A 14,192-nucleotide genomic window follows, 5' to 3' on the forward strand; every position below is an offset into this window, starting at 1 on the left:
CGGGTGGGGGAGTGGCGGGCCGGGCGGCTAGAAGTTCGATCCCGGGATGTGGGAGGCGTTCGGGAGCTCCGTGCCGGACTCGCGGGCGTACTTGCCGAAGTACCGGGCGATCTCATGGGCGTTGGCCTTGGCGTCGGCGGCGCCGGTGAGCGACACGGGGAGGTCGAAGACGGTGAAGTCCCGGCTCACCTCGTAGCCCTTGTTCTCCTTCGCGCGGGACCGCGTCACCACCTGGGCCAGCGCTTCGGCGCCGGTGATGCGGGTCGTCAGCAGCCCGACCTGACCGTCTCCGTTGCGGGACCCGTGGAGGCCGAGCGCGATCGCCTCGTCTCCGGTGACGACGATGAAGCGGTAGAACTTGTCGCTGTTCCCGCTCTCGAAATGAAGTTCCCAGCCGAAGCCGCGGACGTCGTCGCTAGAAGCCAACTGAAGAACCCTCCATGTGGGTAAATTTTTTTGCGTCAAAGTGGTCATAGGGGCGCTCGGTGAAATGGCGTGGTCGGCGCGCCCCTGACATGCTCAAATGTACGCGAAACGCGCCCCTAGGTCAAGTTAATAGGGTCAGTGTGATCGGTTGCTCCCGGCTCACGCCCTGCTCGGGGGCTGAAACGGAAGGCACAGCCGCGCCACGCGGCCCTACACTCGGCACCTGTTTCCAGCACCGGGGGAGAGCACCACCGTGAACACACCGCAGCCCGCCGGCGTCGCGAGCACCAGCGACGCCCCGATCTACGCCGGCCTGGTCGAAGAGCGCGGCGACGTCCTCGCCGAAGTCCGCCGCACGGCAGAGCAGGCATTGCGTCAGGCGGACCAGGCCCTCGACTTCAGCCTGATCTCCGCCGACGCCGCCTGACGTCGACACCGCAGCGGGCGACGCCCCGGGCTGCACTACTCCACCACGCTGCCGCCGTCGACCTGCTCAGCCCTGTCGCACTGCGGGGAGCGGCCGGACAGGCAGATCTGCTCAATCAGGCGCATCTGCTCGGACGCCTTCTCGTCCCACTCGCACCGGCGCTCCTCGGCGACCCTGGAAAGGTCCCGGCCGACGGGGACGAACGGAGAGCCCGGGTGGCCCGGCCACCGGTTACCGCTCACCGGGTCGAAGTCCATGTTCCGGTAGCCCACCCACGCGTCGTGGTGACGCGGGCACAGCTCAGCGGGCGGACGCACCGTGTAGCGCTGATCCGGCGGGAAGAGGTTGTTGGTGGCCATGTGACGGCTGCGACGCCACGTGGCCGCGTCCCAGCTGTCCCACTGGCGCCGGATGTCATCCGGGACGGGCACGCCCAGGTACTGGCGGGGAACCTCCACGGAATGCCGGGAGATCGTCGTCAAAGGGTCTCCTTCAGAAGGGGAACGGCGAACGGCGGGACGAGGGGCGCCGGCACGGGAGCGGAAGGCCGGCGGCCGGGGCGAGTCGCGACGAGCCGGCCGGCGGCGTTGAGCTTGAGGTAGGGGCGCATGATCTCGGGTACGGGAGCGGTGTCCGGGACTCCGCGGGCGATGGCGCCCCACTCGCCGGTGGTCAGGAACTCGTTGCCGATGTACTCGGTGTATGCGGGCGGGATCGCCTCGGTGAGCTCCTCGTGGACGTCGGTCCAGTGGATGTCCATGGCCTGCTGCATCTCGCGGACGGTGCCCTTGCCGCCGCCCTTGCCGTACGCAGCGATGTACGGGCCGTCGCGCCACACGCCGTGCCGCAGGCCGCGGACGTAGCCGCGGTGGGGCTGGTGCGGACGTCTATCGCCCCGCCAGTAGTCGATCTCGAAATACCGGTGGCGAAGAACGCCGAGCCCGAACATCTCGCCGCACAGGACCAGGTCCCGCCGCAGCTGTGAGCCCTGGACGTTCTCCACGACGGACGGCACGCCGTACCAGGCGAACAGCTCGCGCGTGGCCGGGATCAGGTCGATGTACTCGCGGCCCTTGTTCGTGCCCTTGGTCAAGGTGCACGAGTGCTGGCACGGCGGCGACGCGTGGACGAGGTCGAACTCCTGGACGTGCGCGTGGGCGAACTCCAGGGCGTCGCCCTGGTGGAACTCGAAGGGGTAGTTGGGCCGGGCCCGGATATCGACACCCACGACGTCGAACCCGGCCCGGTAGTAGCCCATCCCGGCACCCCCGGCGCAGCAGAACAGGTCCAGCACGCGCGGCCGCCGACCGGAGAAGGACGGCCTCTTGGGCAGCCGCATGCGCCGGGGCCGCCGACAGGCACCCGCGACGCAGCACGGCAGATTCAGCCGTCCGGGCCGCCACCGCACCGACGGCGCGCCCAGCACGGCAAGGGGACCGGTCACTCGGCCGACGGGGCGCCGGGCAGGCGCTGGACCAACTCAGCAAGCGCGTCCAGCACTTCGGCCGCCTGCCGCACCTGCCCGGCCTCGTTGTCCTCCGTCTGCGTCCACGCCGTACGACGGGAGGTGCTGAAGAACGGGATGACCTTCCGCAGCGAGATCAGCGGCGTGCCGTGCACATTGCACTCCGCCTCAAGGACCCCCACCCCCGGCACGTGTCCGACGTAGGACCCGTTGGCGGGGTAGGAGGGGTCCTGCCAGATGACGAATGCCGCCGTGGGGGCGTTCGTCATCAGCGCCTCGGCCAAGCTGTGGGCGGACCCGGCCGTTACCTCCGCGGTGCTGTAGACGAAGCCGAGGTCCAGCCGAGTCGGCGTGGAGCCAAGGCCGTAGTCGGTCGTGATCTCACCGGCGTGGAAGGCGGTCAGCACGGCGGAAACTTCGGTGTCATCGACGGCGTAGACGATGACCTGCAACTGTGAACTGCCGGACAGAGCAATCTCCTTGAGTGGAAGGGGAGCGAGAGCGGGGGACTGCCCGGAACGCGCGCCAGGGCACGAGCACAGCGGGAGCCGGCGGGGCCGCGCCCGGGAGCCTGGGTGCCGTGGTGAAGCGCACCGGATCAGGGCGGTCGCGGAGATCGCCGAGTGCGCAGTCGCCGCGGGAGCCGGTCCCGGTCGCGGCCGAAGCCGAGCCGACCGGGACCTGGCGGGGGTCAGCGCGCCGCGAGGCGCTGCATCGTGCGGGCGTAGTCCTCGACGCGGGCCTTGGCGATCACGGAACGGTCCATGGTGCGAAGCACGATGCCTTCCGGACGGCCGCCGGCGCCGTCGTCCAGCGCGACAAGAGTCCCGGGAAGCCGGGAAGCGAGAAAGTCCTGCATTCCGGCCAGGTCGGTCGGGAGCTGGTCGGCGGGGACGCGGCCGAGGCGCGGCGTCAGCTCGATGCCGTTCTCCTTGGCCATGAGAGCGAGGTCGTCCTCGGCGAGGAACTGCTGGCCGCCGTTCTCGCGCCATGAACTGATCGCGGGCCGCGGGAGCTCCAGGACCGCAGCGTCGACAACCGCGACGTCGAAGAGGCGGAACCCCACCGCGCGGCTCCCGGTGTACTGCTTGCTGGCCTTGGTGATCTTGTCGCCGTAGACCTCGAAGAAGTAGACGCGGATCCCTGCCGTGGGCGCCGTCAGGTGCTCGGCCAGAGAGCGCAGTGCCGGAACGATGCTCTGGACCGGGTTGAGGACACGGTCGCCGCGGGCGTGAAGGAGATCCTCCCGGCTGCCGATCACGTAGTCGCCGTCAGGCAGGACGATGACCCGCGCGTTCGTGCCGTCGACCTTCTCGGTGAGGACCACGTCGTTGCTGAACGGCATCACGTTGTCGAGCAGGATGCCGCGGTCGATCTCGTGGTACGTGGCGATCGGCGGGTACTTCGTCGCCGAGTTCAGAGCGTCCAGATCCAGCGCGTCCAGATTGATCAAGGAGACCTCCATGGGCCGGTGAGTCCGGCGTTGAGTTCCGCGAGGCGATCACCCCGCAGAACGCTAAAGTACGCGAGTAAGGGGTGTGTGGCAAGTTAATAGCGTCACACGACGTTGGCGACCCTTTACTGTGACCCTAATAACTTGACACATGGAGGGGTTAGAGGTAAATTAGTGATTACCCGTTCGGATCGCTGACCAGGAAGGAACCCCCGATGAAGCCCCGTCTGAGCGACTACACCCGCAACCGCGCCCACGCCGTTGCCACCCAGAACCTGCGCCGCTCAGGAGCGAGCGGCGCTCACGCGGGCGGCCCGAAGCGCCAGCGCAACCGGCGCGCGGCGAAGAAGGCGGCCATCCGCTTCTCATCCACCGCCGGATGACCGCGAACGCCCCAGCCCGAAGCACGCCCACCTCTGGAGAGGCCGTGACCACTACCTCAGCCGCGCCGCTCGCGGTCATCATCACGAGGGCAGACGGAGGAGTCACCCGGATCGGCCCCATCCCCACCCCGGACGCAGCCAACGCGATCCGTACCTCCCTGACCCGGCGCACCACCATCCCGGAACAGGCTTCCGCCACTGCGGAGGTCGCCCCCTTCGCGTCCGAAATGCCTCACCTGCCGCTCCTGGACGCCGAATCCGACACGGTCCTGGCGCTGATGGACGACGACGAGCAGGGGGTGGAGGCCCCCTTCCCTTCCCTCTGGGACCGCCTCGTCGCCCAGCACGGACTCGGTACGGCCGTCGCCGTGTGGAAGGAGGCACTCGCGCGCCCCATCCGGCGCCCCTGCGCCCTCCGGGAAGCCGACGCACAGAGCGCTTCGCGCGCCGAGGCCGATGACGTCTTCGACCGAGACCTCCGGGAACTGCTCATGGAGCACACCGGTCCCGGCGGCATCTCGCCTGCCGCGCTGAACGACGCCCTGGCAGGCATCCGCCGCCTGGCCGATGCGTGGGCGCGCTCGCTTCAGCGCCCCGCCTCGCCCGACTCCGACTGAGCCGTCCCGACACATCATCGACCCGCGGACGGCCACCGCCCCCGGCCGCATTCACCTGAAGAAGGAGCCCCACCTGAACCCCGGACTCATCCACGAGATGCACCAGGCCGCGTTCTACCTGCCGCCCGACCCTGACGCCCCCGGCGAGGCGGTGCCCATCCTGGCCCTCGCCGGCCTCCGCATTGCCGCCTACATCACCGATGACGGCGGACTGTCCGTCGAGGTGAACACGGAGGAGGCTGCCCCCGTCTTCCGCCGGACCGCGGACGGCAATCTCACGGTCAGCGTGCGCGTGGACTCTCTCACCGCACAGACGTGCTCCCGCGGAGGAGCTGACCTCCTGGCGCCGCACTGATCCCCGCCGAGAGGTGTCACCGGGGTGACGCCGGGACGGGGGCCCGGCACCGGCCCCGCGCGACCCGGACCAGCGCCTCACAAGAAGCTCCGCGTAGCCGGTGCGCCGCCCGTCTCGACGACGGGCGGCGCACAACCCTCAGCCGCGGTTGTTCACATAGGAAACGAGGCCAGCGGCCGTGAACCCCAGTCCGCGACCTCGGCGGAACTCCTCCAGCCGCTTCTGGTCCGTGTACTGCTCCGCCGGCATCCCCGGCGGCGTACGCACGCCGAGCTGGATCCCGTAGAGGCACAGGACGAACCCCGTGGACACGGCGGCAGAGATCCAGGCGGGATTGAGCGGCACCGCGATCCGGGAGAACGCCTCTCCATTGGGGCTCCGAAGCTCCAACTGCTCGTCGACGAGCCGGTGCAGGGCCCAGCCGGGCGCCGGGCGCAATGCGGCGAACCCGAGGCCGAACCGGCCCATGCCCAGCTCGATCGCGACTTCAGCCTGCTGCTCCCGGTCAGGCTGACCGGGGATACGCATCATCAACGCTCGCTCCGGCTCGAACAACGCCGCCGGCAACTGGCCGGTCTCACCGGCATCGACCGTCACGGCGCCGGAAGCGAGATCGAATCCACTGGCGACCTGGCCGAGCTGCAGCGCAGGGTCGTCCCAGAAGAGCACCCGTCCGTGGTCGTCGATCGTGTCGGCCACCGCAGTAACGTGGGACGCAAAGTCGGCTTGCCCCACCGGGCTCCCGTCGACCTGGAATCGGCTGTGACGCTGCTTCTTCGGCCTGAACCTGCCCATCAGGGCCTCCTGCTCGAGTAGGTACGCTCCGGTCGCCGCCAGGCGATTCGGAGCACATCGGCGCGGCTCATCACGGCCGCGCGCCGATGCTCGAACGGTCCCTCTGTGGACAGAGTCCGCACCGAAACCTGGGCGTTCGCCAGTAGCCCCGGCCGCATGGCGCGAGCTGGAGATGATGCCGACGCCCACTCGGCGGAGGTTCGACCCGCGGCACGGTCGCTTCGCAGTGCGACGGGGGCGATTCCGGTCACACTCGAATGGCTCCTGGGATGGGTAGATCCGCAACGATCTAGGGTGTGCGCATGTCACGCACAGGTACCGCAGCCGTCGTCGTCTTCCTGGGTCTCGCCGCTCTCACCTCCTGCTCGTCGGACAGCTCGGGGGAGGAGTCGGACAAGCCGATCACCGAGCAGCTCTCGCAGGGCGAGATATCGCAGGCGCTGCCAGGCGCCGGGGACGTGATCTCGGGGTGGGAGCCCTACAAGGGCAAGCGCGTGACAAAGGAAGGCACGTACTGCACGGCATCGGGCAGCACCACCGCACCCAAGGGATGGGTACGAGGCGGCTCCGCCTGGTTCGCCCACAACGGCTCCACGGACAACATGCTGGACGTCTCGATCTGCCTGTACGACACGGCCGCGAACTCCAAGGACGCGTACGCGGCGTGGAGGGGCAAGGAGACCGACAAGGAGCAGGACCTCAAGAAGACCGTGGGGGAGGAGTCCGTGCTCGTCGCCAATCCCGGCCGCAGCGAGGGCACCCTCTACGCCTTCAGCCGCTCGGGCAACGTCAACGTCAGGGTGAAGATCGACGGTGCCGCCGGGGACAGCACCGGCGCCCAGGATGTCCTGGCAGCCACGCTCAAGCGGCTGCAGCAGGTTCAGGACGGCGAGCGTGCCACGGCCACTGCGGCGGACCAGGCCAAGGAGTAGGAGCAGCGGCTCCGCGGGTCCCCGGTGGCCACGGTGCCATCCGTGGCCGCCTGCGCTTACCCGGGAGTGAGCTCTACAGGCCGGGCAGAGGTTCCTGGCCGCTGGGGCCGCTTCCGGAGCAGACCCGGCGCGAGTCGTTCCGGGGAGTCGTCGCAGCGGTCCGATCCGGGTCCGCGGGCGGCTGCTCGGTCTGCTCGTCAATCTTCAGGCAGGGGCACCGGCACCACCACACGCACGGTTCACCTCCGGGGCGAGGGATGAACTTGGCGACGGTCCGCCCGTGCTGGTTGTGCACGGACTCGGCGTTGTCGCATGCGTCGGGACCGCCCTTCTGGCGGTGCATGCACCACTCGCAGCGTCCGGCCAGACAGTTCCAGCAGGTGCCGCGCTCGCAGAAGGCCCAACGCCAGAATCCGAAGGCGTACCCGTCGTCGATCTGATGGAAGAACCCCGGCCAGACGTACTCGCGGACCCAGGCGCCCTCGTCCTCGCTCATCGGGGACGGATTGGGCACCGGGTCGACGAGGCCGAGGTGAAGCATGCGGTGGAAGGGGAGGCTCTGCACCCCGCGCACGACTTCGCGCTCGGCCTCGGACAGCCGGCGCTGAGGGCGCCGGACGGGGCCGGTCACCGGGCCGCCCGGGGCGAGCCCGCCTTCGTCGCGACACGGGCCGCGTTGTCCATGTCGCTGCCGCTCTGCGGGGTGCCGCCGCCGTTGACCAGGAGGTAGATCTCGGCCTCGTCGGCGACCGTCGCGACCTTGGCCATCGCGACGGACAGGTGCGCGCGGTTGGCGAACTTCAGCCGGGCCGGCTTGCTCAGCCCCGAGATACGGACGTAGGCGCCGTCCGCGGTTTCCTCGGTAGCGGTCACGTCGGCAGCAGGGAACCAGCTGGCGGGAACGGCCAGTTCATCGTCGTACCAGCGGTAGGCGGTGGTGATGCGCTGCCGGCCGTCGATGCACGCGTACATGGCCTCGCCCCGGTCCGTCGGGTCGTAGCCGTTGGCTTCCTTCCACTCGGGTGTGGTGCGGTCGTTCAGGATCACCACGCCGGTCGGCGTCCCCGTCAGCCACGACCGGATGAGCGCGATGCGCTGGTCCTCCGTCCACACGTCCCCGCGCTGGTAGTCCGGAGCGAGATCGAGCCCGAAGGTGTCGCGGAAGCTCGTGGCGATCTCGCGGGGCGAGCGATCCGAGGTCCGCAGGTTGTGGTGCTCAAGCGGGCGACTGGTCTGACGAGTCATGGACGGCTCCCCGAGGGTCAGGAATCGGCGGCGGGCTCGGTGACGTGGCGCGCTGCGGCGGCGCGGAACACCGTTGATATATCCAATGTACTCAACAAGGGGGTTTAGGGCAAGTTAACAGCGTCAGCGCATCCTCGGCGTGCAGTGACCGGTGAGGCGCTGCAGGAGAGTTCGCTATGCCTCCACCAATGCCTCCACGCGTGGAGGCATTGCGCTGTACGGTGGGTGCATGCCGAAAATCTCTGTGGATTTCAGCGAAGAGGAGCTGTCCGGGGTGAACGAGCATGCCCAGCGCCTGGGCATGTCCACCCGCTCCTGGGCCAAGCGGACGCTGATCGACTCCGCCAACAAGGAGCGCTTCCTCACCGCTGCGCGCACTGCCGTCCCCACGGCTCTGGAGGCCGTGAAGGATGCGCCCGAGGGTATGCGGTGAGCCCGATCGTCTACGTCGACCCTGGGTGGCTCCTCGCCATCCAGGAGGAGGCCGCCCCCAGGAACATCGGCATCGCCGACTGGGGTGCACTCCATTGGACCGGCAGCGCGCACCGGCACGAGCAGATCGCCGGGCAGCCGTACTACGAGGACGCCGCCTCCCGAGCGGCCACGTTCCTGCACCACGCCCTGGTCCTGCGCCCCTTCGAGGACTACAACCTCGTCGTCGGCTACGCGGCCGCCGACGCCTACCTCCAGATGTCCGGGCACGCCGTCGCGGTCAAGCCGGATGAACTGTGGTCCCTCGCGGGAGCGGTCCGAGCGGGCGAGGAAGACCTGCGCGGGGTCGCCCGCTCTCTTCGGTCCTGGACGACCTGACTCGGCCCCTGCTGCCGCCGGCCGCTGCGATCAGGCGGTGCCGGCAGGCAGCGAGGCGAGTAGCGAGCGTTGCCCCTTGCCGAGGGCGCGCAGAGCGGCCCATTCGGCCTCGGGGTGCGCGGCCGGCAGGTCGTCGACGTCGCTGGTGCGGAACAGGCTGACGTCGACCGCGCCCGCCCGCGAGGTGCCGAATCGCGCCTCGATGGCATCGGCCGGCTTGATCCACCCCAGCCGCAGCATGTGGTCGAAGTCGGTCCGCCGCACGGACAGCCGCGTGGCGGCCTGATCAGGGCCGAGCGGCATGTTGGCGGCAACGAGCTCGGCGAGGTCGTCGCGAGCGCAGACGGCATCGACCTGATCGGGGTTGATCAGGGACCCGTCGGGATTCGCGCTGAGATCGGTGAGCAGCTGAAGGTCGACCAACCTGCGGACGACGAACGACGTGACCCGCGCCTTCTCGCCGGGCACGTTCGGGGTGCCGAGGGCCAGGGCGATCCGGTCCGCCGCGGCGCGGCCGGAGATCGGTGCGTGTGGAAGGGCCGCCCGGATCGCTTCGCTGTCCATCGCGTCCACTGCCGTCCACGACCACCGGTGGTCTGAGGAATCCGGCGCCGGGACGAGCCCGGATTGCCGCGCCCACCGGAATGAGGCCACCGGGACCTTCAGCCGCTTCGCGGCCTGGCCCTCGTCGTACTCGGTTCGTCGCGCCATGGGATTCCTTTCTCCTCCGGCCGCCGTGGCTGGGCGGCCTGAACCGGACAGAACCGTCTGAAGCAGTCTCATTGCTTCCGGCCCGGGAGAGGGGCGGACGCGCCGCCGGCAGCACGTCGGTGCAGGCCGTTCCTGATCGCGGTCCGTACAGCGGCTGCTTCCGCGGGCGATCCCTCGCAAGGTGACGGCGTCTTACAAGGCGTCAGCCCTATCGAGAGTGACCCTATTAAATTGACGTAGGCCCCCACTTGCGGTAAACTTAATAACGTCAAGGGGGGTGATCGACCTCCATGGCGCCGGACAGCAAGGAGCGGCCGATTCGAACTGTCCGGCAGGCCCGTAGCTCAGCAGTAGAGCGGCCCCCACGCCGGGGGACGGACAGGGGTGCAACTCCCCTCGGGCCGCCAGGCGGCTGCCACCCGTAGGGCAGCCGCGCGCCGTCGGGGCGTGTTGAGCCGGTCTCAATACGCCGAGGTCGCACCTGCGACCCGAGCTGGCGTCCACGAGACGTGTCCGCAGCAGTCGCCCCGCATCGAAATCCACTCAGTCCGCAACGCACCGTGAGGACCCCGCACTTGCCCAACTCCACGCTCGCCGAAGCAGCCTACGCATGGATGAGCATCCAGGACGCCCCTGCGACGCACTGGGACATCGCCCGCGCCATCGCCGACGAGACCAACTCCGAGGAGTGGAGCGCCGCTCACGAGGCCATCCTGCACCTCGAATTCGAAGGTCGCCTCGTCAACCTGTCCGCCCGTGAGTGGGGCAAGGTCGGCGTCACGGCCCGCAGCGCCCGCAAGGGCCGTCACCGCTACCTCGCCACCGACGCCCAGTACAGGGCGTGGAACCGTCCCGTGTACTCCGTGATGTGGGTGTCGTCCGACTTCATCGGCGAGACCGACGCGGACGCCTGGACGCGCGGTTACGCGCTCAAGGGTGTGAAGATCACCGGCGACGAGTACGACATCAAGGGCATCCGCTCTGATGACTGGTCGCGCTACTTCTGGACCGGCCATGCCCGTAATGCGGCGGACGCGTACGCGCAGGGGTTCCTCGGGTGCGCCTACGACGTGTGGGACCGGTCCGACTTCGAGGCGGACGTCGAGGACATCGCCGAGATGGTCGCCCGCGTGCACGCCGAGTTCGTCGACGACGACACCAGCGACCCCGAGTACGTCGCCGCCGTCGTACGCGACCTGCAGGCCCGCCGTGCTGCGGAGGCGGCTTGATGCTGTACCGCGAGGGAGAAGTCAACTGCGGCCACTGCCGCGAACCGCAGGGCACCGCCGTCGACGACTACATCGGCGAGACGTACGAAGACGGCGAGGTCACGTTCACCCGCGAGCCCTGCATGCGCTGCCGCGTCCACGACCTCGGCACCGAGGAGCGCTGCGACGACGACTGCCCCGACTGCGAAGGCCGCGGTGACGAACCCGCTGGCGGCGGCGTCAGTCCGCAGCCCCGCACCCGGCGGAACCGGGAGATCGGATCGGAGGAGCCGCGATGAGCCTCGACCACTCGTTCCTTGCCGTGTACGGCGCCGAGCTGCCCGGAGCGGACTGGTTGCACGTCTATGACCGTCTGGAGGACCTGCGCCGCACTCAGGGGCCGGCCGGTGACGCCGAAGACGTGCAGCTCTTCACCGTCTCTGGAGACCGGGACCCATCTCGGGTGGTCATCGGGGCCGCTGTCGTGGGCTTCGCACCCGGCAGCTGCAAGTCGGTACGCGACTTCATCCCGTCGCCCGAGCGCGACGAGGCCGTCCGGCGGGCCGCCGCATTCGTGGGGCACGTCGAGCCTGTAGAGCCCGGTTGGTTGTTCGTGTACGACCTGAGCTAGCCCCGCACCACTCGGCCCCACCAGCATCTCCACCGGAGAATCCAACAGACCGGATGACGCTAAAAAGTTGACGCACGGCTCCGAGTGGGGTAAATTAGAAGAGTCAGTGGGGTGGTCAACCCCGCAGGCGCCGTACGGAGCGGAGAGGGCCCGATCCGCGTCGCACGGCAGGCTCGCGCTACAGGAGCGGCCCTGGAGGCATCTGGGGCAGGGGTTCAACTCCCCTCGGGTCGCGAAGTGTTGGCCCTTCGCCCTCACCGGCTCAGATCCGGAGGGCGCAGGCCAGCACGCCACACGGACCTGACCGGCTGATCCCCGGTCGGGTTGAAGAGGAGGAGACGTCTTCCTCGGGACGGTAGCTCAGTGGCAGAGACCCCGTTTGGGGTGGTCGCGGGTTCGATTCCCGCCCGTCCACGACGTGTCGGCAGGCAGGTGACGCTTCCCCAGCGGATCCCGCCTGACTGACACGCGTCGCTCGCGGCTCCTGGGGAGGGGCCAACGGCGGCCCGGCCGTCGGCCGGGGAAGGCGATGGGCAAGCCCCCGTGGGCCCTACCTGATCTAGTCCCCGGCCGCCGGCGGAATGCCCTCGTGGAGTAGCACGGCTCATCTCGCCCCATTCTCACCGGGGAGATCGCCGGTTCGAATCCCGCCGAGGGTACGCACACGCACCGAACACACCAGTACGTCACCAGACGTGCGCGGCTCCTGTCGTCCAACGGATAGGGCACTGGCCTACGAAGCCGGGAATCGAGGTTCGAATCCTCGCAGGAGCACACCACCCCCGGTCCCGGGGAAGAACAAGCCTCTGTCGTTCATGGGTAGGACGCCGAGTTGTCGACTCGGCGAACGGGGTTCGAGTCCCCGCAGAGGCGCTGGTCCGGCCGTGGCCACGATCCCGCTGTCGGCACCTCGAAGCCGCTGTTCACCAACGCGTGCCACCGAATCACGCACGCCGCCAGCCCCGAAGGGCCCCATGACGCACGCATTCAACCTGTCGTCGAGCGAACTCGCCTGGTGGGCAGCACGCGACGCTTACCGCATCAGCACGGCCGCCCTCCTCCGCGAGGCACTGCCTGCCCTGGGCCTGCGCGGCGGAGACGACAACCCGTACAGCACCCTCGGCTGCGCCTTGCCCGCCCTCCCGGACACGGAGCCGGGGCACGTCCGGATCGACGTGGCAGGCGACATCGCCACGGTGGCGATCGCCGGGGTTCCGGTCACGGTGATGCGCGAGGTGCTGGTGAACCGCGCCGGCGTCTACTTCTCGCCGTTCACTGTCCAGACCTCGCTGGGCCGGAGCGTCCGCGAGGGCCGGTTCACCGAACGCGCGCACGGCGCCACCCAGCGCTTGACGGTCCGCGCCGGAGCTGTCGCCGACGCCACCCTCACGCTGCCCGTGCTGGTCGCCGCCAGCGCCCTCCGCCCCGTGGGGCACCACCTTCGCCAGGTCGGCGAGCAGTGACCACGCAGGCGACGAAGACCTGGTGCGAAGAACGCCACCACCCCTACGTCACCTACAACCCCCTGCTTGAGCGCAGCTACTGCCGCTGCGGCCAGCGCCAGGAGGCGGGCGAGCAGCCGATGAACTGGCAGGCGAAGCGCGAGATTCACCACCACTGCGAGCCGGACGGCCCGTGCGCGTGCTACGTCCGCAGCAAGCCGGTCGGCTCCTGAAGCCCACGAGCACCCACATCGTGCAGCAGGCGATCCGGTGACGCCGGCGCCCCGCTGTGCAGCATCCCCCGAGTCACGTCGGCCTTGACCGGTCCCCGGTTGCAGCCGGCCGACCGCACCGATCCGAAGGAGGTCATCCCATCGCCGCGCAGTATCCGCTCTCCGGAGTGAAGAGGGTCCTTTACCCCGATGGCTCCGTGGAGCGCGTCGAGTACCGCGACCAGCCGCCAACGGCCGAGGAAGCGCAGGCGTTCGAGAAGTACCGCGACCTGTCGCCCCTGGAGCTCATGCGCAGGCTGCGCACAGCCGAGTGGAACCTGGACGTCGCCCGCCAGGGGCACGCCCAGTGGAAGGCGATCGCTCAGCGAACCCAGGACGAACTCGCGCAGGCGGAGCGCAAACTGGCCGCTATCACCCCGCCGGGCTGGGAACTGCCCAAAACGGTCCGTGACTTGCTGGCGCATGCCGAAGACCACGGCTGGCGCTCGGCGGTGGCGTGGACGCCGCACGGCACCGATGAGATGCGACTGAGCATCGTGATCGGACGCGACACGACCCCCTCCGACGAGCCTGCGCGCGGCACCCAGTGGCGCTACCAGCTGACCTGGAGCTGCGTTCCGGGTTCAGCGCGCCGGGCAGGGGCGGGCATCGCTCGTACCCCGAGCCGGCCGAGCTGGCACGACGCTCCGTCGATACGACAGATCCGCGAGCTGATCCAGGCGCATCCGTTCCCCGGCGGCTCGGCGTGATGAGCCTCGCCCTCATCGCCGTACTCGCCCTGGGCTACGCCGTGGGACGCCTGCGGCCCTGGGCGCGCTTCGGCCTGTGGGTCGAGGACCTGACCCTGCCGCGCAACCACCGGCGGTGGATCGCCAGCCGGTGGCGCGAATGGGCTCTCTTCGCAGCCCTGGCCGTGACGCGGCCCGCGGCTGCGTACGAGGTGTGGCTGGGCGCCCGCGCCGAGAAGCGAACGCGCAGGCAGAGGCACTGATCCGCCCACCGGCGCCTGCCCGGCTGAGGCGGCCCGGATGGGATGATCCGATCCGGACAGGCGATTCA

General features: G+C 69.4%; 23 protein-coding genes and 4 tRNA genes. 18 read left to right on the plus strand and 9 right to left on the minus strand.

The annotated features are described in order from the left end of the window. Positions 1-27 precede the first annotated feature (27 nt). The gene (locus J8M51_RS44395) at positions 28-426 is read right to left on the minus strand and encodes a hypothetical protein (protein WP_060880812.1); all 399 of its coding nucleotides are present in this window, start codon (positions 424-426) and stop codon (positions 28-30) included. 253 nt (positions 427-679) lie between these two features. Here J8M51_RS44395 and J8M51_RS44400 point away from each other — a divergent pair, with 253 nt between their 5' ends. Next, positions 680-853: a hypothetical protein gene (locus tag J8M51_RS44400; RefSeq protein ID WP_164992630.1), complete on the plus strand. Its 174-nt coding sequence runs from the start codon at positions 680-682 to the stop codon at positions 851-853. A 35-nt stretch (positions 854-888) separates the two neighbouring features. Here J8M51_RS44400 and J8M51_RS44405 read toward each other — a convergent pair whose 3' ends face one another. From J8M51_RS44405 to J8M51_RS44420, 4 genes are all read right to left on the minus strand, one after another. After that, positions 889-1,335, minus strand: a complete 447-nt coding sequence (locus J8M51_RS44405) for a hypothetical protein (RefSeq protein ID WP_060880811.1) — start codon at positions 1,333-1,335, stop codon at positions 889-891. Next, entirely contained in the window at positions 1,332-2,297 is a 966-nt protein-coding gene (locus J8M51_RS44410) for a DNA cytosine methyltransferase (RefSeq protein WP_317853012.1), read from the minus strand. Before J8M51_RS44410 ends, J8M51_RS44405 begins: the two co-directional genes overlap by 4 nt. Beyond that, on the minus strand, positions 2,294-2,770 hold the full coding sequence (locus tag J8M51_RS44415; protein WP_060880810.1) for a hypothetical protein: 477 nt from the start codon (positions 2,768-2,770) through the stop codon (positions 2,294-2,296). Before J8M51_RS44415 ends, J8M51_RS44410 begins: the two co-directional genes overlap by 4 nt. Positions 2,771-3,009: 239 nt before the next feature. Further along, a complete protein-coding gene (locus J8M51_RS44420) occupies positions 3,010-3,783 on the minus strand; it encodes an RNA ligase family protein (protein ID WP_060880809.1) in 774 nt (257 codons plus the stop codon). A gap of 203 nt (positions 3,784-3,986) precedes the next feature. Here J8M51_RS44420 and J8M51_RS44425 point away from each other — a divergent pair, with 203 nt between their 5' ends. The 3 genes from J8M51_RS44425 (at position 3,987) to J8M51_RS44435 (ending at position 5,126) form a co-directional block, all read left to right on the plus strand. Continuing rightward, positions 3,987-4,154, plus strand: coding sequence for a hypothetical protein (locus tag J8M51_RS44425; protein WP_164992629.1), 168 nt, complete (start codon positions 3,987-3,989; stop codon positions 4,152-4,154). A gap of 44 nt (positions 4,155-4,198) precedes the next feature. Beyond that, entirely contained in the window at positions 4,199-4,771 is a 573-nt protein-coding gene (locus J8M51_RS44430; RefSeq protein ID WP_060880808.1) for a hypothetical protein, read from the plus strand. A gap of 97 nt (positions 4,772-4,868) precedes the next feature. Then, a complete protein-coding gene (locus tag J8M51_RS44435) occupies positions 4,869-5,126 on the plus strand; it encodes a hypothetical protein (protein ID WP_060880807.1) in 258 nt (85 codons plus the stop codon). A gap of 138 nt (positions 5,127-5,264) precedes the next feature. On the opposite strand, the gene J8M51_RS44440 is transcribed toward J8M51_RS44435, so the two are convergent. Further along, positions 5,265-5,825, minus strand: coding sequence for a hypothetical protein (locus J8M51_RS44440; RefSeq protein ID WP_234374056.1), 561 nt, complete (start codon positions 5,823-5,825; stop codon positions 5,265-5,267). Positions 5,826-6,223: 398 nt separating this feature from the next. Between J8M51_RS44440 and J8M51_RS44445 the strand changes: the two genes are divergently transcribed. Continuing rightward, positions 6,224-6,853, plus strand: coding sequence for a hypothetical protein (locus J8M51_RS44445; protein WP_063817491.1), 630 nt, complete (start codon positions 6,224-6,226; stop codon positions 6,851-6,853). Between the two features lie 73 nt (positions 6,854-6,926). Here J8M51_RS44445 and J8M51_RS44450 read toward each other — a convergent pair whose 3' ends face one another. Beyond that, positions 6,927-7,484, minus strand: a complete 558-nt coding sequence (locus J8M51_RS44450; RefSeq protein WP_060880804.1) for a DUF6248 family natural product biosynthesis protein — start codon at positions 7,482-7,484, stop codon at positions 6,927-6,929. Beyond that, a complete protein-coding gene (locus J8M51_RS44455; protein WP_060880803.1) occupies positions 7,481-8,098 on the minus strand; it encodes a DUF262 domain-containing protein in 618 nt (205 codons plus the stop codon). Before J8M51_RS44455 ends, J8M51_RS44450 begins: the two co-directional genes overlap by 4 nt. A 229-nt stretch (positions 8,099-8,327) precedes the next feature. Here J8M51_RS44455 and J8M51_RS44460 point away from each other — a divergent pair, with 229 nt between their 5' ends. Both J8M51_RS44460 and J8M51_RS44465 read left to right on the plus strand, forming a co-directional pair. Next, positions 8,328-8,531 carry a hypothetical protein gene (locus J8M51_RS44460; protein WP_060880802.1) on the plus strand — a complete coding sequence of 68 codons (204 nt, stop codon included), beginning with the start codon at positions 8,328-8,330 and terminating at the stop codon, positions 8,529-8,531. Continuing rightward, positions 8,528-8,908 (plus strand): hypothetical protein, encoded by a 381-nt coding sequence (locus J8M51_RS44465; protein WP_060880801.1) that lies wholly within the window; start codon positions 8,528-8,530, stop codon positions 8,906-8,908. The genes J8M51_RS44460 and J8M51_RS44465 overlap by 4 nt, the downstream gene beginning before the upstream one ends. Positions 8,909-8,938: 30 nt before the next feature. On the opposite strand, the gene J8M51_RS44470 is transcribed toward J8M51_RS44465, so the two are convergent. Then, positions 8,939-9,619: a hypothetical protein gene (locus tag J8M51_RS44470; protein WP_179202367.1), complete on the minus strand. Its 681-nt coding sequence runs from the start codon at positions 9,617-9,619 to the stop codon at positions 8,939-8,941. A 334-nt stretch (positions 9,620-9,953) separates the two neighbouring features. Between J8M51_RS44470 and J8M51_RS44475 the strand changes: the two genes are divergently transcribed. The 11 genes from J8M51_RS44475 (at position 9,954) to J8M51_RS44525 (ending at position 14,124) form a co-directional block, all read left to right on the plus strand. Next, positions 9,954-10,026 (plus strand) — tRNA-Ala (locus J8M51_RS44475). A gap of 168 nt (positions 10,027-10,194) precedes the next feature. Beyond that, complete coding sequence (locus J8M51_RS44480) at positions 10,195-10,848, plus strand: hypothetical protein (protein WP_060880800.1); 654 nt, start codon at positions 10,195-10,197, stop codon at positions 10,846-10,848. Further along, a complete protein-coding gene (locus tag J8M51_RS44485; RefSeq protein WP_060880799.1) occupies positions 10,848-11,126 on the plus strand; it encodes a hypothetical protein in 279 nt (92 codons plus the stop codon). Before J8M51_RS44480 ends, J8M51_RS44485 begins: the two co-directional genes overlap by 1 nt. Beyond that, a complete protein-coding gene (locus J8M51_RS44490) occupies positions 11,123-11,458 on the plus strand; it encodes a hypothetical protein (protein ID WP_060880798.1) in 336 nt (111 codons plus the stop codon). Before J8M51_RS44485 ends, J8M51_RS44490 begins: the two co-directional genes overlap by 4 nt. A 583-nt stretch (positions 11,459-12,041) precedes the next feature. Then, a tRNA-Glu gene (locus tag J8M51_RS44495) sits at positions 12,042-12,117 on the plus strand. Positions 12,118-12,160: 43 nt separating this feature from the next. Next, a tRNA-Arg gene (locus tag J8M51_RS44500) sits at positions 12,161-12,232 on the plus strand. 28 nt (positions 12,233-12,260) lie between these two features. Beyond that, positions 12,261-12,331 (plus strand) — tRNA-Asp (locus J8M51_RS44505). Positions 12,332-12,432: 101 nt separating this feature from the next. Continuing rightward, complete coding sequence (locus tag J8M51_RS44510; protein WP_060880797.1) at positions 12,433-12,921, plus strand: hypothetical protein; 489 nt, start codon at positions 12,433-12,435, stop codon at positions 12,919-12,921. Beyond that, positions 12,918-13,133: a hypothetical protein gene (locus J8M51_RS44515; RefSeq protein ID WP_060880796.1), complete on the plus strand. Its 216-nt coding sequence runs from the start codon at positions 12,918-12,920 to the stop codon at positions 13,131-13,133. Before J8M51_RS44510 ends, J8M51_RS44515 begins: the two co-directional genes overlap by 4 nt. A 197-nt stretch (positions 13,134-13,330) precedes the next feature. Next, a complete protein-coding gene (locus J8M51_RS44520) occupies positions 13,331-13,882 on the plus strand; it encodes a hypothetical protein (protein ID WP_060880795.1) in 552 nt (183 codons plus the stop codon). Continuing rightward, positions 13,882-14,124: a hypothetical protein gene (locus J8M51_RS44525; RefSeq protein ID WP_060880794.1), complete on the plus strand. Its 243-nt coding sequence runs from the start codon at positions 13,882-13,884 to the stop codon at positions 14,122-14,124. The genes J8M51_RS44520 and J8M51_RS44525 overlap by 1 nt, the downstream gene beginning before the upstream one ends. Positions 14,125-14,192 lie beyond the last annotated feature (68 nt).

It is taken from the genome of Streptomyces griseiscabiei (assembly GCF_020010925.1).
GTDB lineage: Bacteria > Actinomycetota > Actinomycetes > Streptomycetales > Streptomycetaceae > Streptomyces > Streptomyces griseiscabiei.

What these genes read in the sequence shown, in the direction of transcription:
- J8M51_RS44420 (WP_060880809.1), bottom strand. Translation starts at nt 3,783, where the DNA reads ATGGAGGTCTCCTTGATCAATCTGGACGCGCTGGATCTGGACGCTCTG.
- J8M51_RS44425 (WP_164992629.1), top strand. Translation starts at nt 3,987, where the DNA reads ATGAAGCCCCGTCTGAGCGACTACACCCGCAACCGCGCCCACGCCGTT.
- J8M51_RS44435 (WP_060880807.1), top strand. Translation starts at nt 4,869, where the DNA reads ATGCACCAGGCCGCGTTCTACCTGCCGCCCGACCCTGACGCCCCCGGC.
- J8M51_RS44445 (WP_063817491.1), top strand. Translation starts at nt 6,224, where the DNA reads ATGTCACGCACAGGTACCGCAGCCGTCGTCGTCTTCCTGGGTCTCGCC.
- J8M51_RS44455 (WP_060880803.1), bottom strand. Translation starts at nt 8,098, where the DNA reads ATGACTCGTCAGACCAGTCGCCCGCTTGAGCACCACAACCTGCGGACC.
- J8M51_RS44460 (WP_060880802.1), top strand. Translation starts at nt 8,328, where the DNA reads ATGCCGAAAATCTCTGTGGATTTCAGCGAAGAGGAGCTGTCCGGGGTG.
- J8M51_RS44470 (WP_179202367.1), bottom strand. Translation starts at nt 9,619, where the DNA reads ATGGCGCGACGAACCGAGTACGACGAGGGCCAGGCCGCGAAGCGGCTG.
- J8M51_RS44485 (WP_060880799.1), top strand. Translation starts at nt 10,848, where the DNA reads ATGCTGTACCGCGAGGGAGAAGTCAACTGCGGCCACTGCCGCGAACCG.
- J8M51_RS44490 (WP_060880798.1), top strand. Translation starts at nt 11,123, where the DNA reads ATGAGCCTCGACCACTCGTTCCTTGCCGTGTACGGCGCCGAGCTGCCC.
- J8M51_RS44510 (WP_060880797.1), top strand. Translation starts at nt 12,433, where the DNA reads ATGACGCACGCATTCAACCTGTCGTCGAGCGAACTCGCCTGGTGGGCA.
- J8M51_RS44525 (WP_060880794.1), top strand. Translation starts at nt 13,882, where the DNA reads ATGAGCCTCGCCCTCATCGCCGTACTCGCCCTGGGCTACGCCGTGGGA.